The 22,742-nt window shown below is 42.4% G+C and carries 24 protein-coding genes; 13 read left to right on the forward strand and 11 right to left on the reverse strand.

The features are described from left to right. Positions 1 to 380: 380 nt before the first annotated feature. The 8 genes from QGN23_RS04160 to QGN23_RS04195 all read right to left on the reverse strand — a co-directional run bounded on the left by QGN23_RS04160 (position 381) and on the right by QGN23_RS04195 (position 5,042). The gene (locus QGN23_RS04160) at positions 381 to 959 is read right to left on the reverse strand and encodes a TetR/AcrR family transcriptional regulator (RefSeq protein WP_282905772.1); all 579 of its coding nucleotides are present in this window, start codon (positions 957 to 959) and stop codon (positions 381 to 383) included. 6 nt (positions 960 to 965) lie between these two features. After that, on the reverse strand, positions 966 to 1,352 hold the full coding sequence (locus QGN23_RS04165; RefSeq protein ID WP_133440671.1) for a DoxX family protein: 387 nt from the start codon (positions 1,350 to 1,352) through the stop codon (positions 966 to 968). 282 nt (positions 1,353 to 1,634) lie between these two features. Then, on the reverse strand, positions 1,635 to 2,081 hold the full coding sequence (locus tag QGN23_RS04170; RefSeq protein WP_133440672.1) for a hypothetical protein: 447 nt from the start codon (positions 2,079 to 2,081) through the stop codon (positions 1,635 to 1,637). Continuing rightward, positions 2,078 to 2,638: a hypothetical protein gene (locus QGN23_RS04175; protein WP_133440673.1), complete on the reverse strand. Its 561-nt coding sequence runs from the start codon at positions 2,636 to 2,638 to the stop codon at positions 2,078 to 2,080. Before QGN23_RS04175 ends, QGN23_RS04170 begins: the two co-directional genes overlap by 4 nt. A gap of 217 nt (positions 2,639 to 2,855) precedes the next feature. Further along, positions 2,856 to 3,269 carry a hydroxyisourate hydrolase gene (gene uraH, locus QGN23_RS04180; RefSeq protein WP_133440674.1) on the reverse strand — a complete coding sequence of 138 codons (414 nt, stop codon included), beginning with the start codon at positions 3,267 to 3,269 and terminating at the stop codon, positions 2,856 to 2,858. Positions 3,270 to 3,275: 6 nt separating this feature from the next. Then, a complete protein-coding gene (locus tag QGN23_RS04185; RefSeq protein ID WP_396127345.1) occupies positions 3,276 to 3,773 on the reverse strand; it encodes a heme-binding protein in 498 nt (165 codons plus the stop codon). A 94-nt stretch (positions 3,774 to 3,867) separates the two neighbouring features. After that, entirely contained in the window at positions 3,868 to 4,458 is a 591-nt protein-coding gene (locus tag QGN23_RS04190) for a Crp/Fnr family transcriptional regulator (protein WP_282905773.1), read from the reverse strand. A gap of 5 nt (positions 4,459 to 4,463) precedes the next feature. Continuing rightward, positions 4,464 to 5,042, reverse strand: coding sequence for a cysteine hydrolase family protein (locus tag QGN23_RS04195; RefSeq protein ID WP_282905774.1), 579 nt, complete (start codon positions 5,040 to 5,042; stop codon positions 4,464 to 4,466). A gap of 597 nt (positions 5,043 to 5,639) precedes the next feature. Between QGN23_RS04195 and QGN23_RS04200 the strand changes: the two genes are divergently transcribed. From QGN23_RS04200 to QGN23_RS04210, 3 genes are all read left to right on the forward strand, one after another. Next, positions 5,640 to 6,080, forward strand: a complete 441-nt coding sequence (locus tag QGN23_RS04200; RefSeq protein WP_133440678.1) for a DUF2147 domain-containing protein — start codon at positions 5,640 to 5,642, stop codon at positions 6,078 to 6,080. Positions 6,081 to 6,621: 541 nt separating this feature from the next. Continuing rightward, positions 6,622 to 7,125: a c-type cytochrome gene (locus QGN23_RS04205; protein WP_282905775.1), complete on the forward strand. Its 504-nt coding sequence runs from the start codon at positions 6,622 to 6,624 to the stop codon at positions 7,123 to 7,125. 662 nt (positions 7,126 to 7,787) lie between these two features. Beyond that, complete coding sequence (locus tag QGN23_RS04210; RefSeq protein WP_282905776.1) at positions 7,788 to 8,771, forward strand: hypothetical protein; 984 nt, start codon at positions 7,788 to 7,790, stop codon at positions 8,769 to 8,771. A 38-nt stretch (positions 8,772 to 8,809) separates the two neighbouring features. Here QGN23_RS04210 and QGN23_RS04215 read toward each other — a convergent pair whose 3' ends face one another. After that, positions 8,810 to 9,505: a VIT1/CCC1 transporter family protein gene (locus QGN23_RS04215; protein WP_282905777.1), complete on the reverse strand. Its 696-nt coding sequence runs from the start codon at positions 9,503 to 9,505 to the stop codon at positions 8,810 to 8,812. 480 nt (positions 9,506 to 9,985) lie between these two features. On the opposite strand from QGN23_RS04215, the gene QGN23_RS04220 reads away from it, so the two are divergent. The 9 genes from QGN23_RS04220 (at position 9,986) to QGN23_RS04260 (ending at position 19,866) form a co-directional block, all read left to right on the forward strand. Next, positions 9,986 to 11,332: a L,D-transpeptidase family protein gene (locus tag QGN23_RS04220; protein WP_282905778.1), complete on the forward strand. Its 1,347-nt coding sequence runs from the start codon at positions 9,986 to 9,988 to the stop codon at positions 11,330 to 11,332. A gap of 20 nt (positions 11,333 to 11,352) precedes the next feature. Continuing rightward, complete coding sequence (locus tag QGN23_RS04225; protein ID WP_133440683.1) at positions 11,353 to 12,225, forward strand: universal stress protein; 873 nt, start codon at positions 11,353 to 11,355, stop codon at positions 12,223 to 12,225. Between the two features lie 140 nt (positions 12,226 to 12,365). Then, positions 12,366 to 13,610, forward strand: a complete 1,245-nt coding sequence (locus QGN23_RS04230; protein ID WP_282905779.1) for a sensor histidine kinase — start codon at positions 12,366 to 12,368, stop codon at positions 13,608 to 13,610. 423 nt (positions 13,611 to 14,033) lie between these two features. Beyond that, positions 14,034 to 14,465, forward strand: coding sequence for an Hsp20/alpha crystallin family protein (locus QGN23_RS04235; protein WP_133440685.1), 432 nt, complete (start codon positions 14,034 to 14,036; stop codon positions 14,463 to 14,465). Positions 14,466 to 14,740: 275 nt separating this feature from the next. Continuing rightward, positions 14,741 to 15,553: an outer membrane lipoprotein-sorting protein gene (locus QGN23_RS04240; protein ID WP_282905780.1), complete on the forward strand. Its 813-nt coding sequence runs from the start codon at positions 14,741 to 14,743 to the stop codon at positions 15,551 to 15,553. A gap of 64 nt (positions 15,554 to 15,617) precedes the next feature. Beyond that, on the forward strand, positions 15,618 to 16,772 hold the full coding sequence (locus QGN23_RS04245; RefSeq protein ID WP_282906360.1) for an ABC transporter permease: 1,155 nt from the start codon (positions 15,618 to 15,620) through the stop codon (positions 16,770 to 16,772). 11 nt (positions 16,773 to 16,783) lie between these two features. Continuing rightward, complete coding sequence (locus tag QGN23_RS04250) at positions 16,784 to 17,998, forward strand: ABC transporter permease (RefSeq protein ID WP_282905781.1); 1,215 nt, start codon at positions 16,784 to 16,786, stop codon at positions 17,996 to 17,998. 3 nt (positions 17,999 to 18,001) lie between these two features. Continuing rightward, a complete protein-coding gene (locus QGN23_RS04255) occupies positions 18,002 to 18,727 on the forward strand; it encodes an ABC transporter ATP-binding protein (protein ID WP_282905782.1) in 726 nt (241 codons plus the stop codon). After that, a complete protein-coding gene (locus QGN23_RS04260) occupies positions 18,724 to 19,866 on the forward strand; it encodes a hypothetical protein (RefSeq protein ID WP_282905783.1) in 1,143 nt (380 codons plus the stop codon). The genes QGN23_RS04255 and QGN23_RS04260 overlap by 4 nt, the downstream gene beginning before the upstream one ends. Before the next feature lie 98 nt (positions 19,867 to 19,964). Here QGN23_RS04260 and QGN23_RS04265 read toward each other — a convergent pair whose 3' ends face one another. Both QGN23_RS04265 and QGN23_RS04270 read right to left on the reverse strand, forming a co-directional pair. Continuing rightward, the gene (locus QGN23_RS04265) at positions 19,965 to 20,600 is read right to left on the reverse strand and encodes a phosphoribosyltransferase (protein WP_282905784.1); all 636 of its coding nucleotides are present in this window, start codon (positions 20,598 to 20,600) and stop codon (positions 19,965 to 19,967) included. After that, positions 20,590 to 21,267 (reverse strand): dienelactone hydrolase family protein, encoded by a 678-nt coding sequence (locus QGN23_RS04270; protein ID WP_282905785.1) that lies wholly within the window; start codon positions 21,265 to 21,267, stop codon positions 20,590 to 20,592. Before QGN23_RS04270 ends, QGN23_RS04265 begins: the two co-directional genes overlap by 11 nt. A 135-nt stretch (positions 21,268 to 21,402) precedes the next feature. Between QGN23_RS04270 and QGN23_RS04275 the strand changes: the two genes are divergently transcribed. Continuing rightward, entirely contained in the window at positions 21,403 to 22,734 is a 1,332-nt protein-coding gene (locus QGN23_RS04275) for an erythromycin esterase family protein (RefSeq protein WP_282905786.1), read from the forward strand. The last annotated feature ends 8 nt before the right edge of the window (positions 22,735 to 22,742 follow it).

Below are 22,742 nucleotides of genomic sequence, written 5' to 3' on the forward strand. Positions count from 1 at the left end.
GTAAGCAAATTTAAACAGGCCCCTCATTAATGAAGGTTTTTAAAATTAAATATTATGTATATCCGTTTTTAATCATAATGTAATTTTTTAACGCAAAGGTTCGCAAAGATTTTATTTACAAATACCATGTTTACAATCTTTTTTAAGTTCGCAAAGGCGTTTCACTTAGCAAAGTTCGCAAAGACTTTACAATTATTACTAATTACGGATATACATATTAAATATTTATATCCGTCTTTAATGAATGCAAAGTCGCAAAGATTTCATTTACAAACAGGCTGTTTTTCTTACTTTTTTGAGGACGCAAAGGTGTAAAACTTGACAAAGGACAGAAGAAACATATCTGTATTACTAATTATAGATATACATTAAAAGAAAAATCAAATTTTTATCGCATCCCATGCCAACTGAAACGTTTCTTTTTTCACTTTTTCATCTAAGGTAAAGATTTCCCTTTCCTGCATTTCCAGTAAAAAAGACAGAGGATAGATGGTATAAGCATACAAAATATAGTCCGAAAGTGGTTTTATAACACCTTCTTTTTTACCTCTTTCCCATAAATCGAGTAACGGTTGCAGATTCTTTAATCCTTCTATTCTAATGGCTTCATCAATCATCGGGCTGTTGTCGCACTGGGATAAAAAGTTGGCTTCTTTTATCTGATTTAATTTGTAGTTGGCGATATTAACCCAAATAAGTTCAAAACCGGTTTTCACAGACATCTCTTCACTGTACCCTTCGAAAGCACAGGCGCTGAAAGACTCCTTCACTTCTAAGTAAAGCGTATTGATCAAATCCTGCTTATGTTGGAAATACAGATAAATGGTCGCCGGTGACACCCCTGCCATTTTAGCGATCTTAGACATCGGCGTATTATGAAAACCATGGTTGTTGACCAAAGTAAGTGTCGCATTGAGCAACGCATTTTTTTTGTCTGTTATTTTTTCTTTTTTAGCCATTCTTCTTTATTTTACAAGCGAGGTAAATTTATATGATCTCCAGGAAAGCCAAATCAATATCAATTGAATAACCAGTCTGAAATAGGCCAGCTCAGGACTTCCGATGACGGGCTGCGCTTTGAAAGCATCCGCAATATGGAGTGGCAGGAAAATCACCATTAACACAAAAATACCGAACAAACCATATTGGGTATATTTTTGATTTAAAAATAAGGTAACGATGCCTAAAAGTAATTCTACAATTCCCGACAAATAAACAATTGCCAGTGGAAACGGTAAAAATGACGGGACAAACGGAAGATAAAAACCGGGATTCCACAAGTGCTGAACTCCGGCCGCCATCATTAAAAATGCTAAAAGGATACTTGCGATCACCCAAAAAATCACTCTCATTGTACTTGATTTATGTTTTACGCTGCAAAGATATAAAAAAAAGAATGAACGTTCATTTTTATAAATAAACAAATGATGATGGCTGATACTATTTAAACCTAAAGAGGAATCATGAAATGCTTCCCTGCCCAAACATTAAAGGTGAACAAAGTCGCTGTTCCTTTAATTTAAAAATGATCAAATACAATGTTGTAAGAATAAACGTTCTCCAGAAAACAACTGTTCAACGAAAGTGGTAATCCACAGGCGGGCAAAAAAATAAATAATCCATTTGCAGACGGACTAATTTCTGTTATTCAAAAATCTTCTTCTGGCTCTCACATACACCCTGCTTACTTTAAATTTTCTTGAAATTAAATTGAACGTACTGATGACGGTTAAAAGCGAAATAAAAGCCAGGGCACCAAGAGCGCCGCCAAAGCCTTCAAAGAAAAGACTTTTTTTACTGTAAATGATGCTGAACAGCATTCCGGCAGCAGCTAACCGAAAATAGCTTCCATAGTATTTAGGGGAAACCATTCCAATAAACGAAGTTCCCATCAGGATAAGCGGAATATTTTTGGTGAGATAAGAATTCAGTGCGTGCGGAAAACAGTAGAAAAACAGCCCTGCCGCAACCGAAACTAAAGCCGAAGACCGAACCGGACCCTGTTTATAATGTTCGCTGACATAGAAAGTAAGCGTTGAACCTACAGTTCCGGCAACGGCTGTTATCATAAAATCATTCATAATAACCAATGTATAAGGGTGACAATCACCATACTGCCGAATGCGATACTGCCCAATTTTCCACCAATGCCGACGAACAGATTTTTTGCCAGCATCAAAAAGAGACCGGCTAAAATTCCGGCAGCAATAACAAAACCAATGGAGGGTGCGATTTTCAAGGCCGACATTCCGATGAATGCGCCACAATAAATAGCGGCCGGCACGTTGTTATAGTACTCTGATTTTTTATCGATGGACGGAAAAAAGGAGGCAAATGCGCCCGTAATCCCAACTGACAAGACGCTTCCAAGATCGGTGGAAGTATTAAGCAGATAGCAAGCCGAGGCTCCAACCGGTACCCATATCGCCACAGAAATATTTTCGTAAACATATTCTTCATGATGCAGATCCAAGTATTTATATCCAGAGATCAGCATTAAGGTGATGAACAGTACAGAAATGATGGTCGCAAAATGATTGGTTTCGTACTGCTCTTTAATAATCATTAATAAAAATACCACCTGAACAAACAGAACAGTTGATGTCATTAAAAACCGGGCGGCTTTGTGTTTCTTCATGCAATAAATCGGTTCCTAAAAGAGGAAGAGTCAGTTTAAATTTGTTTTAAAAGTCAAAAAACGATCTCCTTTTTATACAGATTCTTTCTTTAATTATACTAAAAATTTTTAACGCGATAACGCAAAACACAATCATATCTGACCGCATTGACGTACCACTATTTAAAAACAAAACCCCAACTTAATCAGGGTTTTGAAAACTGTCTTTTTTTAAATTTTAATTACCTCTGTAGGTGGAATATCCGTAAGCAGACAGCGTAATCGGAACATGGAAATGGCTTTCTCCTTTAATTTCAAATACCACTTCTATGAAAGGGTAAAAAGAGTCTTGCTTCATTTTTTTAAAATAAGGGGCCACAAAATAGGTCAACTTATAAATACCTTCATTATCGACTCCTTTCGTTACCTTTAAAAAATCGGTAATCCTGCCGTTTTGATCCGTTATTTTTTCATCAACGGCGGTCCATTTGCCAGCTTTATCCTGTTTAGACAGACTTATTTTCACACCTGGAGCAGGCTCGCCTTTCGTAATGTCTAAGATGTGACTTGATAACTGGAATTTTGCCTCCTGGGCAAAGCTGAAACTTGCAAGTGCAAGCATAAGTACGGTTAAAAAATTTCTTGCTTTCATCTTTATTTATTTATTTGTTTTAAATCCTAATTTCTCTACTGCTTCCGTTGCAATACGGTGATCATTTTCTCCGCTTCCGCCGCCGGAAACTCCTAAACTTCCAACGAGTTCACCATCGTTCCATACCGGTACGCCGCCCCCTAACAATAATAATTCCGGAAGTGTATTGAGGTTTTTCGCACTTTCACTACCGGCTGCATTTTTCATCAGGTCCAGACTTGCCGTTTTTGTCGACAGTGAGGTGTACGCTTTCCGTCTGGAGGCTTCTGTATTGTGCGGTCCTACATGATCTCCTTTTAACAGTAACAATGTTACGCCGGATGAATTGAGTACCGCAACGGATACTTTTTTATCTGATTTTTGAGCTTCAATTCCGGCCTGTTCTGCTAACTTCAAAGCTCCTGCCTGATTCAGACTGTTTTCCTTTTGTATATATTGTGCAGATGCCAGTCCAGACATGAACAGCAATACACTGGTGATTATTATCTTTTTTCCTGTTTTCATAATCGTAAAAATTGAATGTTCGGTACCGCAATTTACTGCGTCTTTTTTCTGAGTGACTTTATTGATCGGTAATGAACGGGGTAATCCTGACTTTTTACTGCTGATTGCGCAACAGTCTTTTTTTTACCTTACTTAAGAATTCGTGGGAGATTCCTAAATAGGCAGCAATTTGGTGTTGGGCTATTCTTTGATCGAGGGCCGGATATCTTTCCGTAAAATCCAGGTACCTTCTCTCTGCTGTTTTATGAAGCATGCTGATCATTCTTAAGTGCATGGATGCCAAAGACTTTTGATTCATGATTCTGAAAATCTTCTCCGCTTTCGGAATATCGGCATACAACTGCTCTTTTTTTGCCCGGTCAACCGTTAAAATAACAGAATCTTCCAGGGCCTGAATATTTAATCTGGAAACTTTACCGGAAACAAAACTGCCAATATCTAATACCCACCAATCCTCGACTGCAAAATAGAGAATGTGTTCCCGGAGATTTTCGTCCTGATAAAAAACTTTAAAACAACCTTCCAGCACATAGCTTTCAAATTCGCACACTTCTCCTTCTTTCAGAATAATCCTGTTTTTTTCAACTGTTTCAAGGGTATAACAAGAGATGAACGCTGCTAATTCATCCTGCGACAAATCAACGTATTTTAGGATATTCTTTTCGAAGGAAGGGTATGCCCCCATATTGTTTACTGGTTTTTTATATAGCTTTCACTTGTTTCGAGTGTTGCATACAATCCGCCTAATGCATTTAATCCTGCCAGAAACGATGCTGTAATCTGTTCAGCGGGGATCATTTCCCCATTCAGTTCGCGGGCTCTGGTGGTCACTGCGTCTGCGATAATTGTATTTTGAAAACCGAAATCCATGGCTGCTCTGGTTGTAGCACTTACGCACACATCGGTCATCATTCCGCAAATTACTAAATTTGAAATAGATTTCTCCTGTAAATATCCTAATAATTCTGTTTCTCTAAAACTGTTCGGGTAGTTTTTTGTAATCACCTTTTCTGTCTCTGATGGAGCAACACTTTGGTGAATTTCCGCGCCTTCCGTTTCAGGTAGAAAGAAAGTAGCCCCTTCCTGGTTTGAAATATGCTTGATATGAACGACCGGCATGCTGTTGTTTCTAAAATAAGAAAGCACAGCACCCGCCTTTTCTGCCGCTTCAACTGAGCCTTCCAGTTCCATGGTTCCGCCCGGAAAGTAATCATTCTGGATGTCGATGATCAGCAATGCAGTTGTGTTGTTATTTTCCCGTGTCATCATTTTCTTTTTTTTATTTTAAAAGCTATTTACTTATCCTCAAATTCTTTACTATTGTTTTGAACAGGTTCTCTCTTTTAATTAATTTTCGGCAAAGTTAGTTTGGTCACCGGAAAAAAGTGTTGAACTAGTTCAATAAATGAATAATTTGGATATCCATTTTAAACATCATGAAAATTTTTGAGGCAGCCCCCCACAAATATTTTGTTTGAGAATGACCTGTTTTTCATTTTATTTTTAAAGTTCGCAGTCCGGAGATTCCTAATTGCTAAATAAAATTTAGAAAAGATTGAAAGGGTGTTTAACTTTTTCAAACCTTTGATTTCACTTGACAAATTTCGCAAAGACTTTCCCATTATGCTAAATTACAGATCTACCAAAAAAATAATATTGAACGGATTGCACCGGGCTGTTTGAAAATAAAAAAAAATGGGCCCAGTTTTGTCAGGTGAAGGAATGGCTCGATAATGGATAAAAGCTATTTCGTTCAAGATTCTGGCAAAAGGCAGGCGTTTTTACCATTAAAATAACAATCCTGGCTGTTCAGAACATCATAAAACACATTTTACATCCGTTATAACTTTTGAAACTTAAATCACCATGGCAAAATCCTCTATCATTTTCTTTCTCCTCCTGTTTTATACCGCAACGGCTCAAAACAGAATTGATGATATTCTGGGAAAATGGATGTCCGTGGATAAAACCGTAAGCGTATCTGTTTACAGGGAAGGAAAAAATTTTAAAGCCAGGATCTTGTGGTTTGATGAGCGTTTAGGAAACGGAAAGCCAATGAACACGCGGGTGGACTCTCATAATCCTGATTTAAATTTAAGAAACAGAAAACTGATTGGCATGGAAATTCTGAAAAACCTGAATTTTAACCACGAAAAACAACGTTGGGAAAACGGAAAAATCTACGATGCCTCCAGCGGCAGAACCTGGGATTCTTATATTGAAATCCAAGAGAATGGCCTGATGATTGTCCGTGGCTACTGGAAATGGACCTGGATTGGAAAAACACTGCATTTTAACAAAATGTAAATGAGCTTTTCGCTCGCGGTTAAAAAATCAGTGCCATTTGTGTTTTGATAAAAGCACGCAGTGATGAAGGAAAATGTCGGAACGCCACTTTTTTAACATCAATTTCTTTCTAAGTGAAAATGGTGCTGCTCAAAAGTGCACATCAGATTGAAAATCAAATATTTTCTGAATATTTGTAAATTATTTTTTAATGAAAATCAGTCTTCAAAATTAAGCAGCAGCTTTTTTACCTCAGTTTTTAGGTTCTTTTTAAAACTTTCGGGAGGCGTTTAAAATTAATTTTACGGTACAGTCAAAGCCTGAACAGTTAAAGGGCACTATATGACATTTCAGCAAAATATTTTAACCTGGATTTTAAAACCTTGACCAGAAAAGCAAAAGAATGATGTAGCACGACCCTCTTGTTTTCAATTCTAACTTCCTCCTATTCAATGGATTTAGCTGGTATCTAAAATAACGTTCCAGTCAGATTTTCGAAATTCATTACCGCTTTTAAAAGAATAATTAATAACTTAGATATTCTTTAAAAACACAAAATATCATGAAAACAAACCCATTAAAATCCGCTTTATCCTTTATTGGATTATTAGGAATCATCGGTGTTATTATTTTGATAACAACCAATTCTACCAGAGTTTACCGCCCAATCACTGAAACACAAACAGACTGGAAAAATCTAAAAGTGCTGCCCGGGAACATCACCAAGGACAGTCTGATGTTTGTAATGCAAACTTTTAACAGTTCTCTGGGCGTAGATTGTGTATTTTGTCATACTGCACAAAAGACCGATCCCAAAAAACTGGATTTTCCTTCTGATGCTAAATTAACCAAAGAGATCGCCCGGGGAATGCTCCAGATGACCAATGACATCAATGCGAAATATTTTCTGCCCCACGCTCCAGACCCGAAGCCCAAACAAATCACTTCCGTTTACTGCATCACCTGTCACCGCGGAAATCCCAATCCAGAAAAATACCTGCAGGGCGTAAGCAAAATGGTTCCGATTCTCATGCCGATCAGGAAAAATGAAATGAAAATGCAGTAACCGGAAAACCAGGACTTTGTAAAGCAAATTTGAAAACATTGGTGACGCTTTCAAGGTTTTTGATCATCAGAACTTTTTGAAATTCTAATTTAAAATTCAGCCTAAGATTAATTAATGAAAGTCTATTGAGATTTTCGCCGGAAATAAACGTGGGTTCTTAACACAGATGGTACTACTAATTTTATCAAGGATATTGGTTTAGATTATTGAATGTGATTTTAACACGAATGGCTTCACGAAAAACACCATTTAGATTTTTTGAAATGGGATTTAAAGAATAAGGTATCGGAGTAATGGTCGTAAACATCTATTTCCGGACATTTGCTAAGCGAAATCGCAGATTCGAGGGTGGCAAATGCCTTTGCCAATGTTTTCTTATCGTTTTGAAGGAATGGGTGAATCTTCGGTTTGCGCCTTTAGATGAGCGAGAAAAACAGCCTGTTTTTACATGAAACCCTTGTCCCGTTCACGACGGGATTTAAAATTTTATGATGATTAAAGACGGATATCTTTAAAAAAATAGAATTCATTGAATTTCTATTTGGGTGAAACTTCTGTCTATATTTTATTTTCGGAAAATAAATCCGACGGAAAATGGCTTAAGAAAACCACGTTAATGGCTATCTTTGCAAAAATTTTCAACCTCAATATCAACTCATTTTATGTCTTTATCCCTTTTTAATCCCTTCACGGATTTGATTTTCGATGAACAGTTTTGCTTCCTTACCGGAGATTTAACTACCGAAAAAATGACTGTTTACCCGGAGTGGCTCATGGATCATTTTAAATTTGGAGCCGATCGCATTGAGATGATGGATAAAAGCAAGTCTTACACATATGCTGATCTGCAGTTGCCTTGCTCACCCCGCGTGAAAAAAGCTTTTGAGGCGTTGGAGGAAAAAATCCAGGCTGCCTATGAAAAAGGATATGAAGGCATGGCAGCACTCGATGAACAGTTGCTTTTTCTCTGGACGGGGAGAATGGTTTACGGCATGTTGTATTACGAAATGCGCTACGAAAGCAGCCGCAGGATGAGACTGAGAGAAAATTTCGACCTCTCTGCTACCCTGCGCGAACGTTTTGGAAACTTCCATCTGATGATGCAGTCCATCATAGAACCGGTTTCTTTTGTGGGTCAGAAACCCTGGAGTATTGCGGTATTTCCGCTGAAATATTCCGCCGATATTTTCAGTTACCGTGATGATACGGTTAATTTACTGTTCCAGTTTGGCGTCAATGGATTTGGTTTTATTGCCTGTCTTCAGGATAATGGCGTGATCGGTGAAAAACAAAAGGAGATACTCGAAAAAATGAAAGGTCACGTTTTGCATCCACTTCAGTTTGAAGAATTATTTGCGAGATTTCATTACTCAGATTATATTTTACAGTACAAACCGGAATACAACATTGAAAACACCGCAACCGGAATTACCATAGAGGCAGTTCCTGTTACCGCCAATGAAAACAGACCTGTTTTCGGATTTTGGGATGAGGAAACTTTCGCACAACTGCTCACCAACTATTGGTCGGTGTACGGCATTCAGAGAGGAGATATCATTCAGTTTCAAAAACCGTTTCTGAGTTTTCTGGAGAATGCGTATACGAAGGATTTTATTTTACCGGAAAATATAGATTTGCCTTTTTAAAGGGTCCGACATTTTTCATCATTAAAGAAAGAATCAACCTAATTGATATTCACTCCAAAAAGATGTCCTACCAAGGCGGTGATTCCCATGGCAACTGTTCCCCAAAAGCAAATTCTTAAAACCGCGGTACCCATATCAGAACCTCCCGTTTTTGCAGAAACCGCCCCCAAAATCATAAGAAAAACAATAGAAAAACCATATTGATAATAGACCATTTCTTTAATAGGTGCTAAAAAAGAAACGACAAAAGGCAATAAAGCGCCCAATGCAAAAGATCCAAATGAAGCCACCGCTGCCTGTAACGGTTTTGCCTGTGTAATTTCATTAATGCCTAATTCATCATGTGCATGCGTTCCCAGTGCGTCGTGTTCCGTGAGTTCTGTAGCGACCTGCAAAGCGGTTTCTTTACTTACCCCTCTGTTTTCATAGATTTTAGCAAGCTCTCTCAGTTCCACTTCCGGAAGTTCTTCCAGTTCTTTTTTCTCACGCAGCAGATCTGCTTTTTCGGTATCTTCCTGTGAACTGACAGAAACATATTCCCCTGCCGCCATCGACATGGCCCCTGCAATCATTCCCGCTAAAGCTGCGAGTACAATGATATTCCGGTCTGGCTGTGCTGCGGCTATGCCTATTACAATACTGGTGGTGGAAAGCAGTCCGTCATTAGCACCTAAAACAGAGGCACGAAGCCAGCCCACTCTGTTTACATAATGTTTTTCAAATGGATGATGCATATCTGTTTTTATTAAAAAAATGATTTTTAAACCTTAAATTTAATGAAATAATTTCAAATTCCGTCATTATTGATTGGTTATAATGCATATTCCACCCACTGAGAAGTTCTTTCACCCCGAGCTGATTTTTCATCAGGACCTCTCCACCTGCTGACCATTCCGATTGAAGCGGTTTAGGAATCAGAAAAAATACGGATGACTTCAATCTCTGGCGGAGGTTTTATCAAACTTCAGCAGTTTTCAAAAAATTAAACCTGTACAAAACCGCTTGAACTGCCTCGGAGGAATGACAATACCAATAAAAACAGGCAGGCGGCATCAGATGACCGGAAGTTTCAAAAGATGACGAAAATCCAATATTTCAAAATCTGTGCTTCGTATTCCGGCGACAGGGATGCGCTATAGATCATTTTATAAAATGATTCCTGTCACAAATTAAAAACATATAAATTCGGAAATTTACTTAATAAATACTGCAAGATGAAAGCGATTTTGTATTTCCATGTTATTCTGCTCGCCGTTATTCAGATCAGCGGTCAGAATATCAGGTTAGACCTCTTTCTTGCGGACACCGCCAATTGGCGTACCCTCCATTATCCAAAAACAGTGAAGCGTTTTTATGAACAAAACCGGTTTAAATACGCTTGGATGGATTCGGAAAAAGATCTTTTACAGGGCGCAATTGCTTTGCTGGCAAGTGCACCCCAGTACGGAATGTCTTCTTATGCCAATCAGCCGCAGGAGTTTTCTGCCGAAAAATTAAAAAAGGCGGCGCATCCTACCACCGCAAAGGATTCTGTTGCGATGATCAAAAATGACATTCTGATTACAGATCAACTTATCACATTTCTCAACCATCTTCATTTTGGAAAGTATAACCCTTTTTATAAAGCCGATGAGATCGATGAACGGAATATAGACGGCTTCCGTGCCGACGAAATCCTGGCGGGCGCCCTTAGAAAACGGAATCTGCAAAATGCAGCTTCCGAAGCACAGCCAAAAATAAAAGCCTATCAGGATCTTCAAAATTATTTGAGGAGAACGTTTTCCGGCGATAATGAGGTTCCTCCGGAGACGGTGACCAAAATAATCATCAATATGGAACGCCTGCGGTGGGTGGACACTGACGAAGACTCCTATATCCTCGTGAACATCCCTTCCTACACCTTAGAATTCCATCAGGCAGGAAAAATATCGGAGTTCAAAGTTATCGTGGGAAAACCTTCCAATAAAAGCCCTGTGCTGAAAAGTGCCATTCATTATTTTACCACCGCACCGGTCTGGGTGGTTCCTCAGAGCATCATGATGAAAGAAATCCTGCCCAAAATCTTAAAAAACAGGCAGTATTTAACCAACCATCATTATTCATTTTACAATAAAGAAGGACACCCAATAAAGGGGAGCAGCACCACCCTGAAAGCCGTGCGCAGCAACCCATCTCAGTTCACGGTAAGACAGTCTGCCGGGCCCGGCAATGCGCTGGGTGCAATAGTATTCCGGTTTCCCAACCCTTATCATGTATACCTGCATGATACGTCCCAGCCCAATTTATTTCATCAGGAATACAGAGCGCTGAGCCACGGATGCATTCGGGTGGAAGACGCAAAACAACTCGCAGGCCTGCTGCTTATAGGTGACGGTGCTGCCAACCAAATCCCAGAGTTGGAAGAGGCAATGCAGACGTATACCCGAAAAGATTTTATTTTAAAAAAACCGGTGCCCTTCATGATCTCCTACCTCACCTGTAGAATACATCAGGGAAAACCTGAGATGTTCAGAGACATTTATGGTCTGGATAAAAATCTGGAACAAAAGTTCCCACACTGATAATTTAAAAAACACCTATTATGAGAACAATTCTGGTTCCGACCGATTTTTCAGAACCCTCCAAAAACGCTGCTCATTATGCCCTGAACATGGCCATAGGCCTCAAGGCAGACCTCCACCTCTGTAACGCGTTTACCGTACCAGCCGAAAGCCCTGTAATGAGCGGGGTTACCTGGTCTTTGTACGAATATCCCGACCTCAAGGAAGAGATCAACAAAGACCTGAAAAAGTTTGCCAACACATTAGAAAAAAAAGAAACTGTTCTGGCGGCAGATGCTCCTACCCTCTTTCATCCCACCATTTCTTATTCCTGTGAACGGGAAGATCTGGTAAGTTTTATTCATACCACCGCCATTGCAACAGATGCTATCCTGATTGTTATGGGAATGACAGGGGGCGGAAAGCTAAACCAGCTCCTCTTTGGAAGCAACAGTCTGAAAATGATTGACAAAACGCAGCATCCCCTACTCATCATTCCCCACCATCACCGCTACCAGGCTATCCGGAAAATTGCGTTCGCGACGGACCTGAGTACGGAAGATAAAAAAACCGCACAGGCTTTATCCAAGTTGGCGGAATATTTTGATGCCGAACTCCTGATCAGTCATGTTATTGATTTTAATGAAAAACTGGATAATGATGCGTATGAGCACAAAAAAGATCTTTTCATTCAAGACATTCCGGGGAAAACCAGCTACCTGCCCATTGAAGAGAAAGGGATCGACAGTGGCCTGGATGTTTTAAGAAATAAGGATCTGGATCTGCTGGTGATGGGGCACCAGCATAAAGTGTTTTTCGACAGGTTAACCGAGGGCAGCCACAGCATCAGACAGGCCCGTAAACTGCATCTTCCATTAATGGTTATTCCGCAGGGGGTCCCTCTCCTGTTCTGATCAGATTCCATTTTGAGGGCCGTAATAAAACCCCACAGGTATTACGGCCCAACCGCATCAGTCAACATTTTTCATAATAAATAAGGGTAAGGGTTTTTAAATTTGTAACTTCGTATATTCGGGTACCTTACACTGCCGCCATGGAAAACGCCAGACTTTTGCAGGCCATTATAACCACAGCTCTTGACGGGATTATCACTGTGGACAGTAGCGGTATGATAGAACGCATTAATCCGGCAGGTCTAAAAATATTTGGTTATCAAAATGATGAACTGGTTGGTCAGAACGTTTCCATCCTGATGCCCGAACCTGACAGGAGCGCGCACCATCAGTATATGCAGCACTACCGGAAGACAGGTGAGAAAAAATCCATTGGAAAGATTCGGGAGGTGATCGGACAAAGAAAAGACGGTACTCAATTTCCCTTAAGACTCGCTGTAAGTGAAGTGCAGTATCTGGACAGAATGATCTATACCGCATTTCTTCATGACCTCACCAGAGAGAAAGAAACCGAGGAGATCCTTAAAAAATACACCGGCGAACTCGAAGAACTGGTAGAAGAGCGCACTAAAAGTCTGCAGCAAATGCTTACTGAACTTCAGCAAGCCAAAGAAGAGCTGCACCAGTCTCTTGAAAAAGAAAAAGAACTCAGCCACCTGAAAAGCCGTCTGGTATCCATGGCCTCCCATGAGTTGCGTACTCCACTAAGTGCTATGCAGCTTTCTATAGCCCTCATTGAAAAATATCTCGAGCGTTCAGAGCGGGTGCCGGTAGTAAAATACCTCCATCAGCTGAAAAATGCCATCGGCAATCTCAATGCTATTCTCAATGAGTTTCTTTCGGCGGAAAAACTTGAAATCGGCATTACTACTCCGGTTAACCGTCTTTTTGATGTTTTAAAGTTTGCTGAAGAACTCCGGGACGAAATGCAGCTGATCAGCAAGACCAATCAGGTCATTACTTACCGGCATACCGGCTCTGAACGCCAGATAAATCTGGATCAATACCTGATAAGGCACTGCCTGACTAATCTGATTACCAATGCTGTGAAATATTCAGGTGAAAATACCGTGATTGAATTTTCCACAGAAATTACTGATCAGCAGTATCTTTTTACCGTTAAAGACAATGGCATAGGCATCCCTGAAAAAGATCATGCTTTGATTTTTGAGCCTTTTTTCAGGGCACACAACACCGGCAACATTTCCGGAACAGGATTAGGCCTAAGTATCGTGGATAGTTATGTCAACCTGATGAATGGAGAAATTCATTTCACCAGTTCCCTGAATCAGGGTACGCAATTTACATTATCCTTCTGTAAGACAAAGGATGAAACCAAAGATACGCTGCAAACGCCATCCATAAATACGGACTTTACCTATTGAGAATCATGACGTCCTCCGGCGGGATAAGGAGCAGAGCATCCTGCGTTGGCGGGCTTCAAAAAGCATAAATCAGCATGGTGGTCGCTCGTTTGGAAGGCATTCCTTTTCGTTGAGGCGGCGGGGCAGCATGGCCTGATTACCGTTGATCAGTACAGGTTTCCTGCCACCACTTCCTGAAAGCGCGCACTTTTTCCGGTACTATTTCCTGTCGCTGGGTCGCTGCTGAGAATTGCTGCTGACTCTGTATGCACAGATTCAATGTCGCCCGGTACCCTCAGATCCCATCACCGGTGTTTCACCCCGCGAACATTCGCAGTTTGTGAAAAAAAGTGATTAGAATCATTTCAAAAAACAACCGCAATCATGGCACACCATAAGGAGGGATTTTACCTTTGATGTATTAACCAACAAAAATAGATTGTCATGAAAACCTTAGAAAGAATCAACACGCTGCCTACTTTTGAATCCATGATGGAAGATTTCTGGAATACCGATGGGTTTTTGAACCAACCCATGCTGGCAAAGAACAATTATCCCAATGTCAACATCCTTGATCAGGACTCTAAGTATGAAATCACCGTTTCTGCACCCGGTTTTAAGAAAGAAGATTTCAAACTGGATCTGGACAACGGCTTTCTCAGCATCAGTGCAGAAACCAGCAAGGAAAGCAAAGAAGAGAAAAAAAATTACCTGAGAAGGGAATTCTCCACCTCCTCTTTCTGCCGAAGTTTCCGTTTGCCTGATAATGTTACGGACGAACAGATCAAGGCGAATTACAAGGACGGCCTGTTAAGCATTAATATTGCTAAAGTGGATAACGGTAAAACAAATCACAAACAAATTAAAATTGAGTAAAAAAGGGAATGCTCTTCAATGGTATCAGCCTATAACCATAACTTATCGTGAAAAACAGTGCGTTGAAAACGGAAATACTGATTTTTAAAATCGCACCTAAAAAGAACAGTCCAGTCCTGTGAAAAGGAGAAATTTTCATACACAGGATAATACGGGATCAACTTAAAGCCCTGCCGGAAGAGGCAAATTGCCGTTCTGAGGATTCCGGCAGGGTTTTCTTTAAAAATAAGCTCAGAGGGTTCTGGCTGAAAAACTCATCCGGAAAAATTCTTTTTGTGAAGACAGTGACCAGTGATGCACAAGTAAGTTATTTGCTTTTCCCATGGTATAATAAAACGATGATGAGTACAAAAATAACGGTAATATCAGTATTCCTGCTAATTGTAAAACTGATTTTCCCACAGAACGCCACAGAAATAGTCAGAAAAGCAGACGCGCAGATGCGGGGTGAAACGATGCAGGCAGAAATTATTATCAGGACGGTACGGCCAACCTGGAAAAGAGAAATGGAATGCAAAACATGGATGAAAGGCAGCAGTTTGGCCATGATCCTTATCCAGTCTCCCGTAAGGGACAAAGGCATTGCCTTTTTAAAAAGAAAAAAAGAAGTATGGAACTGGATGCCTGCGCTGGAAAGAACCATAAAGCTCCCTCCCTCCATGATGAGCCAAAACTGGATGGGAACCGACTTTACCAATGATGATCTGGTGAAAGAATCTTCCGTGGTGTCCGATTATAATCATACCGTTGTGGGCGACACCATCATCCAGAAACGGGATTGCTACGTCATCAGAATGGTGCCCAAACCTGAAGCAGCAGTGGTATGGGGAAAAGTAATTCTGTGTATCGATAAAAAGGATTTCCTGGAGTTGCACAGCCGGTTTTACGATGAAGACGGTGAACTGATCAACATCATGAACAGTGATGAAATCAAACAGATGGGCGGCCGCGTGATTCCGACAAGGTTCGAAATGATCCCTACCGGCAAAAAAGGACAGAAAACAGTGATGATTTATAAAAATATCAGCTACAACAAACCGATTTCCGATGACTTTTTCAGGCTCGATAACATGAAAACACTGTACTGAGATGTGGTTGCCTGTATTTGCATGGAGGAACCTTTGGCGGAATAAAAACCGGACCACCGTGACGATGGCTTCCATTTTTTTCGCCGTAGTCCTGTCAATCATCACCAGCAGCCTTCAACAGGGCATTTTTGATAATCTTGTCAAAAATGTAGTCAGTTTTTACTCCGGATATATTCAGGTGCATCAAAAGGGATACTGGGATGAGCAGATCATCGACAACAGTTTTGCGGTCTCTGCTGACATGGAGAAAAAAATAAAGGAGGACGATAACGTGACCGATGTTACTCCCCGGCTCGAATCCTTTGCCCTGATTTCATCTCTGGATGTTACCAAAGGATGTATGGTAATGGGTATTGATCCCGAAAAAGAAAACAGAATTACCAGACTGAAGGAAAAAGTGATCAAAGGCAGCTATTTAGAAGACAGTGCCCGCTCGGTTCTTCTTGCCGAAGGACTGGCTCAAAGGCTTAAAGTTTCCGTTGGAGACACCATTACCATTATAGGTCAGGGCTACCACGGTTCTACCGCAGCCGGTAAATATCCGGTGAAGGGCGTGCTGAGGTTTGGCTCACCACAGTTAAACGATCAGATGGTCATGATGCCGTTACAGCGCGCTCAGGAACTCTACGGAGCCACCGGACTGGCCACAGGGTATATCCTTTCTCTAAAAAAAACGCCGGACATGGATGAAACCGCTGCCTTTGTGCAGGCAAAACTCGGCACCCAGTATGAAGTAATGACCTGGGAAGAAATAATGCCGGATATCAAACAGCACATCAGGTCCGATACCAATAATATGAAGGTGATTTCAGGCATTTTATACCTCCTTATTTTCTTCGGAATATTTGGCACATTATCCATGATGATGATTGAACGGAGGTTTGAAATGGGAATGCTCGTAGCCATCGGGATGAAAAAGGGAAAACTCGCCCTTCTCCTGCTTTATGAATCCATTTTAATCGTGCTTACCGGGTGCATTTTAGGCATACTGGCCAGTATCCCGGTGGTGCATTACCTGAACCGGAACCCGATAAGGATGGGCGGAGAAACGGCAAAGGCATTCGAACGCTTTGGGTTCGAACCGGTATTTCCCACCTCAACAGACCCTGTCAATTTTTTTAATCAGGGGATGATTGTATTTGTGATCGGATTGCTGCTTTCGTTTTATCCCATCTACAAAGTGATTGTGCTGAATCCATTAACTGCAATGAAACGCTAAAAAATAAACCGATGATTCTCACCATGGCTTGGCGGAATTTATGGCGCAACAGATCCAGAAGCGTCATTATCATCATCTCAATTGCGCTGGGTCTTCTGGCCGGTATTTCTGCTATGGCCTTATACAAAGGGATGACTAAAAGCCGCATCCGTACGGTAGTCTATTCAGAAGTGGGTCATCTGCAGCTGCATGCGCCCGCTTTCAAAAAAGAGGAGGAACCGCAATTTTTTCTGGCCAACGGACCGGCAAAATTAAAGGAAATAACCGGTCTGCCCGAAGTTAAATACGCTGCACCAAGAAGCGTGACCAACGGAATGCTCACCACACCCGGCGGCAGTGCCGGCGTTAAAATATACGGAGTAATTCCTGCACTGGAATATAAAATTTCGAAACTCAACGAAAAGGTTGTCGCGGGAAATCTATTCAGAACCGGCAGGAAAAACCAAATATGGATCGGTAAAAAACTGGCGGATAAAATGAAACTGAAGGCCGGTGCAAAACTGGTGCTCACTTTTACCGATACGTCGGGTGAAATAGTTTCAGGGGCATTCAGGGTGGCTGCTGTTTATCAAACCGACAATGCCCCGAGAGATGAGAAAAATGTATATGTAGAGATGAAGGATCTGAACGCAATGTTGGGTTTAAATAATAAGTTTCACGAGATCGCAGTGCTGTTGAAAGACGATGATGCTGTAACCCAAATCCAGAAGCAACTCCGGCAGACCTATCCGGATGCCGAAGTGGAATCATGGATAGACCTTGCCCCTGAGCTCAATCTGCTGGTGAAAACAACCCATCAGTATTCCTATATCATCATGGCCGTCATTATGCTTGCATTGGCATTTGGGATCATCAATACCATGCTGATGGCGGTTCTGGAACGCACCCGCGAGATCGGGATGATGATGGCCCTGGGAATGCAGCGTGTCAGAATTTTCACCTTAGTGGTGTTGGAAACTTTTATTTTAACGGCCATCGGAGCACCTGTTGGCCTGCTGGCCGGATGGGTGATCATACAGTATTTTAACCGGCACGGACTCGATCTTTCCACGATGGGTACTGAGATGATGCGCAGTTTTGGTTTCAGCACCATGGTCTACCCTGAATTTCCCACGGAGAAACTGGCCGGGATTATCATCATCATCTTTGTAACGGCCATTATTGCCTGCCTGTTTCCTTCAGTAAAAGCAGTGATGCTGAAACCCGTTGATGCATTAAAAAGATAAATTATGGAAAATCCGAAAACCGTTATCGATGTTCATAACGTGAGCAGAATTTATAATCCGGACACCATTCCCGTATATGCCATAAACAATGTGCATCTGCATCTTAACCAGGGCGAATTTACGGCGCTGGTAGGGCCCTCGGGCTCGGGTAAGACCACCATGCTCAATATCATCGGCGGCTTAGACAGGCCGGACGCGGGAAGTACATGGATTGCAGGGCAGGATATTACCCGGTTATCCGCTGGAGCATTAATCGATTTCAGACTCCACAACATCGGTTTCGTTTTTCAGTCCTTTAATCTCATTCCGGTACTGACCGCAAAAGAAAATGTTGAATTTGTAATGCTTTTACAAAACATTCCCAAAGCAGAACGTTTGAGAAGAGTGGATCAGTTATTTAAACAGATTGGTCTCGACGGTAAACAAAACAGCCTGCCCTCGCAACTCTCCGGAGGCCAGCAGCAAAGGATTGCCGTGGCAAGAGCGCTGGCCAGTAAGCCCCAGTTTATCCTGGCCGATGAACCCACCGCCAATCTCGATTCTAAATCTGCCGCTAATCTGCTCGATGTTATGGAATTACTGAATAAAGAGGAAAATATGACCTTCCTTTTTTCCACCCATGACCAACGCGTCATTGTCCGGGCCAGACGGGTGATCACCTTGGTGGACGGACGGATTGCCGGCGACACTGCGCCGGTGTCCCATAAACATGAACTTCAATCCCAATGAAATCCCTGCTCCTGTTCCTCATAATGGTGACCGCAGTGCCCTCAGGCCAGGCGCAGGACAGTCCTGCAGTGCCAAAAAAGTTCGAAGTTCAGGGCTATCTGAAAAACCTTCAGATCATCGGGCTCGTCAAAAATGAGAAACCGAGCTGGAACAGTATTATTCATAACCGCATCAATGCGAAGTGGCGCATAAACGGGCACGCCTCACTGACCGCTGAGGTCAGGAACCGTATTTTTTTGGGTGAAGATATCAGACAGACCGGCGGTTTTACAAACCGGTTAAGAAATCCCAATGAATATTTCAACCTTCAGAAAGTCTGGATAGAGAACCGCTCGATGGTCTTTCATTCTAATATTGAGCGGTTGTATTTTGATTATCACAGCGACAAAATAGCCTTCCGGGCAGGACGCCAGCGCATTAACTGGGGAATGACGACCACCTGGAACCCCAATGACATTTTCAATACCTACAATTTTCTTGATTTTGATTATGCCGAACGGCCGGGAGCCGATGGCGTGAAGGTCAGCTATAAAATCAGTCCTGAAGTCAACACAGAAATTGCTTACACCAATTCCGGTACCCCCGGCGGTGATATCGCAGCGGCAAAACTTTCATATAACAGATGGAATTACGATTGGCAGGTGATTACAGGGCTTTACCAAAGAAATCTCACGGTTGGTCTCGGCTGGGCCGGCGCGGTGAAATCCGTTGGGTTTAAAGGCGAAGCGCAATATTTCAATCTCAACGGAGGGCTCTTCAATCTGGCAGTAGAAGCGGATTATATGTTTAAAACCGGCTGGTATGTAAATACCGGTGTGCTCTTCACTGATCACGGCATTACAGACCAGATACCCATTGTGCAGGCCTTCGAATTCATACCGTCTCCAGAAAGGTTAATGCCAACCAAATGGACCGTCATCGGTACGGTTGCGAAAGAGCTTAATCCGCTCCTGTCTGTACGTTCAAGCATCGTATTCAGTCCGGGCACCAACCTGCTCATCCTCTATCCTTCGCTGAAATATAATATAATGCCGGATTTCGATCTTGATTTTATACTGCAGTCCTTCTTTGCCCGCGGGAACTCGGCTTTGGAAAACCTGAATAACAACCTGTACATAAAGGCAACCTGGAACTTTTAACCAACGGAAAACCGCGCCCGCCGGTTGGTCACCTTTTTCAACAGGGAGTTCCGCAGGTCATGAATATGTTATATTACCCCCGAGCCGGGAATTTAAAGTTACACCGTCTTGTGTTCGGTGCTTAATCTGTTCAGAAAATCAATAACTTCGTCATCGGTTACCTGAGAGAAATCATCGTAGAACTCCCCTACGGCTCTGAAATCTTCCGGCGCATAGAGACAGATCACCTCATCTGCTTTCATCCGGAGCTTTCTCAGCGCTTCGGGAGCAGCCACCGGCGTCGCCACCACCACCTTTTCCGGGGCATGATGTTTCACCAAATCAACCGATAAGAGCATGGTGTTTCCGGTAGCAATCCCGTCGTCAACAATAATGACCGTTTTGTCTTTCAGATCAATGGAAGAGCGGTTGCCCATAAACTTTTTATAGCGGTCCTTCAGTGTCGCCCGGATTCTCACCGTTTCCCGTTCTATAAAGTCTTCATCCATATTAAACCTCGGATCCACCACCCGTCCTTCCATACTCACGGAGCCCACTGCCAGTTCAGGGTTTTGGGGATGCCCGATTTTTTTGGTAAGCAGAAGGTCCAGAGGAAGATGCAGTTCTTTGGCGATGTAGAACCCCATAGGGACCGCACCCCGCGGAATGGCAAGGACCACTCCTTTGGTGTCCGCATATTTTTTCAAAAGGGGAACAAGACGCATTGCAGCGTCATATCGGTTATTAAAGATCATGGTGACTGTTTTTGGGTAAAGAATGATGTTCCTGAATACATTTTTGAAACCATTCGGAAGCCAGTTCGGCGACTTCTTCAAGTTTTCCTTCTTCTTCAAATAGATGCGTCGCGCCTTCCACAATAACCAATTTCTTTTCGCACCGTAAATCGTTGTACACTTCTTCATTCAGTTCGATGACCGGAACATCCAGACTGCCTACAATCAGCAGGGTGGGCGCTTTTACCAGCGGATAATCAGCATCAGCAAGATCAGGACGGCCACCGCGAGAAACGATTGCGCTGATCAGCGTTCCCAGTCTTTCTGCCGCATTGATTGCAGATGCCGCACCGGTGCTTGCCCCGAAATATCCAATCTTAAAGTTTTTATAGGCTTCCTGTTGGTGAATAAAATTCGTTACTTCTACCAGCCGCGCGGTAAGCAGATCAATGTCAAAACGGTTTTCATACACGAGATCCTCATCGGGGGTAAGCAGATCGATAAGAAGGGTTGCCATTCCACTTTTATTCAGTACCCTCGCTACAAAAGCATTCCGCGAACTGAAACGGCTGCTTCCACTCCCGTGGCTGAAAATAACGATCGCGGCCGCTCCCGGAGGAGCCGTTAAAATTCCTTTCAGTGAAATGTTCCCGAATGGGATGATCATTTCGTGATTTGAAGTATTCATCGCTTTGCATTTAATGAGTCAAAGATAATCTGCTGAATGCGTGCATGTAATGATTTCAATCAGTAAAAAAAATGAAATTGGTCATTGTTTTTAACGCAAAATATCGGTTCGTTTGCAGGACCAAAAACAGCTGCCATGAAAATTTCATTATCAGAAGACCGTCATCTCATCAGCAGAGAACTTATCCATACCATTACCGGTAATTCGGTGGAATTACAGTCTGCCGAAAACCTGGATCAACTGATTGATCAAATCGGTGACGCCCAGTATGTTCTGTTGGGTGAAGCTTCACACGGCACCCATGAATACTACACCTGGCGGAGCAAAATCAGCAAAAAACTGATTGCGGAAAAAGGATTTTCTTTCATCGCCGTCGAAGGAGACTGGCCAGACTGCTACCGGGTCAACCGGTATGTAAAGAATTATCCGGATTCGGGCAAAAGCGCTTTCGAAGTGATGCACGCGTTCAACCGCTGGCCTACCTGGATGTGGGCCAACTGGGAAGTGGTAGCGTTAGCGGAATGGATGAAGAAGCACAATGAAAATCTCCCACGCGGTCAAAAAGCAGGATTTTACGGATTAGATGTGTACAGTCTTTGGGAATCCATGGAAGCCATATTGAAATACCTCGGCAAAGTAGATCCTCAGGCACTTGAAATTGCCAAAAAAGCATTTCAGTGCTTTGAGCCCTACAGTGCCGAAGAAGGCCAGGCCTATGCCCGGGCAACCATGATGGTGCCTTTTTCCTGTGAGCGGGAAGTGATTGATCTGCTGAAAGAAATAAGAACCAGAATCTCCCACTATAATACCGATCACGAAGCGGTTTTCAGCGCCGAGCAAAATGCGGTCATCGCTGTGAACGCAGAAAAATATTACCGCACGATGGTAAAAGGCGGACCTGAGTCGTGGAATATCCGCGACCGCCACATGATGGATACCCTGAACCGCCTGATGAAGTTTCACGGAAGCCATGCCAAAGGAATCATCTGGGAACACAATACCCATATCGGTGATGCACGCGCAACAGATATGACTGCTGATGGAATGGTGAATGTAGGCCAGCTGGTGCGGGAGCAGCATGGGGATAACAACGCATTTGCCGTTGGCTTTGGCTCTTATAAAGGAACCGTGATTGCAGGAAATAACTGGGGAGCCGACATGCGCATCCTCCCTTTGCCCGAGGCTGCTCAGGGAAGCTGGGAATACCTCCTTCATCTTTGCGGCGCAAAAGACAGAATCGTATTCATGAATGACAGCATGAAAAAACGCTTTGGCAGTAAAATGATTAAGCACCGCGCAGTCGGGGTGGTTTACCACCCGGAATATGAGCACCGAAACTATGTGCCAAGCCTGATGCCGCTCCGCTACGATGCATTTGTTTATCTGGATGAAACAAAAGCGCTGCATCCGCTGCATGTTGCAAAAGATGTGCATCAGATCCCAGAGACCTATCCTTTTGGCGTCTAAATACCGTG

The organism is Chryseobacterium gotjawalense, from assembly GCF_030012525.1.
Taxonomy (GTDB): Bacteria; Bacteroidota; Bacteroidia; order Flavobacteriales; family Weeksellaceae; genus Kaistella; species Kaistella gotjawalense.

Coding starts and splice junctions, on each gene's coding strand:
- QGN23_RS04160 (WP_282905772.1), bottom strand. CDS start 959: ATGGCTAAAAAAGAAAAAATAACAGACAAAAAAAATGCGTTGCTCAAT.
- QGN23_RS04165 (WP_133440671.1), bottom strand. CDS start 1,352: ATGAGAGTGATTTTTTGGGTGATCGCAAGTATCCTTTTAGCATTTTTA.
- QGN23_RS04170 (WP_133440672.1), bottom strand. CDS start 2,081: ATGAATGATTTTATGATAACAGCCGTTGCCGGAACTGTAGGTTCAACG.
- QGN23_RS04175 (WP_133440673.1), bottom strand. CDS start 2,638: ATGAAGAAACACAAAGCCGCCCGGTTTTTAATGACATCAACTGTTCTG.
- uraH (WP_133440674.1), bottom strand. CDS start 3,269: ATGAAAGCAAGAAATTTTTTAACCGTACTTATGCTTGCACTTGCAAGT.
- QGN23_RS04185 (WP_396127345.1), bottom strand. CDS start 3,773: ATGAAAACAGGAAAAAAGATAATAATCACCAGTGTATTGCTGTTCATG.
- QGN23_RS04190 (WP_282905773.1), bottom strand. CDS start 4,458: ATGGGGGCATACCCTTCCTTCGAAAAGAATATCCTAAAATACGTTGAT.
- QGN23_RS04195 (WP_282905774.1), bottom strand. CDS start 5,042: ATGATGACACGGGAAAATAACAACACAACTGCATTGCTGATCATCGAC.
- QGN23_RS04200 (WP_133440678.1), top strand. CDS start 5,640: ATGGCAAAATCCTCTATCATTTTCTTTCTCCTCCTGTTTTATACCGCA.
- QGN23_RS04205 (WP_282905775.1), top strand. CDS start 6,622: ATGAAAACAAACCCATTAAAATCCGCTTTATCCTTTATTGGATTATTA.
- QGN23_RS04210 (WP_282905776.1), top strand. CDS start 7,788: ATGTCTTTATCCCTTTTTAATCCCTTCACGGATTTGATTTTCGATGAA.
- QGN23_RS04215 (WP_282905777.1), bottom strand. CDS start 9,505: ATGCATCATCCATTTGAAAAACATTATGTAAACAGAGTGGGCTGGCTT.
- QGN23_RS04220 (WP_282905778.1), top strand. CDS start 9,986: ATGAAAGCGATTTTGTATTTCCATGTTATTCTGCTCGCCGTTATTCAG.
- QGN23_RS04225 (WP_133440683.1), top strand. CDS start 11,353: ATGAGAACAATTCTGGTTCCGACCGATTTTTCAGAACCCTCCAAAAAC.
- QGN23_RS04230 (WP_282905779.1), top strand. CDS start 12,366: ATGGAAAACGCCAGACTTTTGCAGGCCATTATAACCACAGCTCTTGAC.
- QGN23_RS04235 (WP_133440685.1), top strand. CDS start 14,034: ATGAAAACCTTAGAAAGAATCAACACGCTGCCTACTTTTGAATCCATG.
- QGN23_RS04245 (WP_282906360.1), top strand. CDS start 15,618: ATGGCTTCCATTTTTTTCGCCGTAGTCCTGTCAATCATCACCAGCAGC.
- QGN23_RS04250 (WP_282905781.1), top strand. CDS start 16,784: ATGATTCTCACCATGGCTTGGCGGAATTTATGGCGCAACAGATCCAGA.
- QGN23_RS04255 (WP_282905782.1), top strand. CDS start 18,002: ATGGAAAATCCGAAAACCGTTATCGATGTTCATAACGTGAGCAGAATT.
- QGN23_RS04260 (WP_282905783.1), top strand. CDS start 18,724: ATGAAATCCCTGCTCCTGTTCCTCATAATGGTGACCGCAGTGCCCTCA.
- QGN23_RS04265 (WP_282905784.1), bottom strand. CDS start 20,600: ATGATCTTTAATAACCGATATGACGCTGCAATGCGTCTTGTTCCCCTT.
- QGN23_RS04270 (WP_282905785.1), bottom strand. CDS start 21,267: ATGAATACTTCAAATCACGAAATGATCATCCCATTCGGGAACATTTCA.
- QGN23_RS04275 (WP_282905786.1), top strand. CDS start 21,403: ATGAAAATTTCATTATCAGAAGACCGTCATCTCATCAGCAGAGAACTT.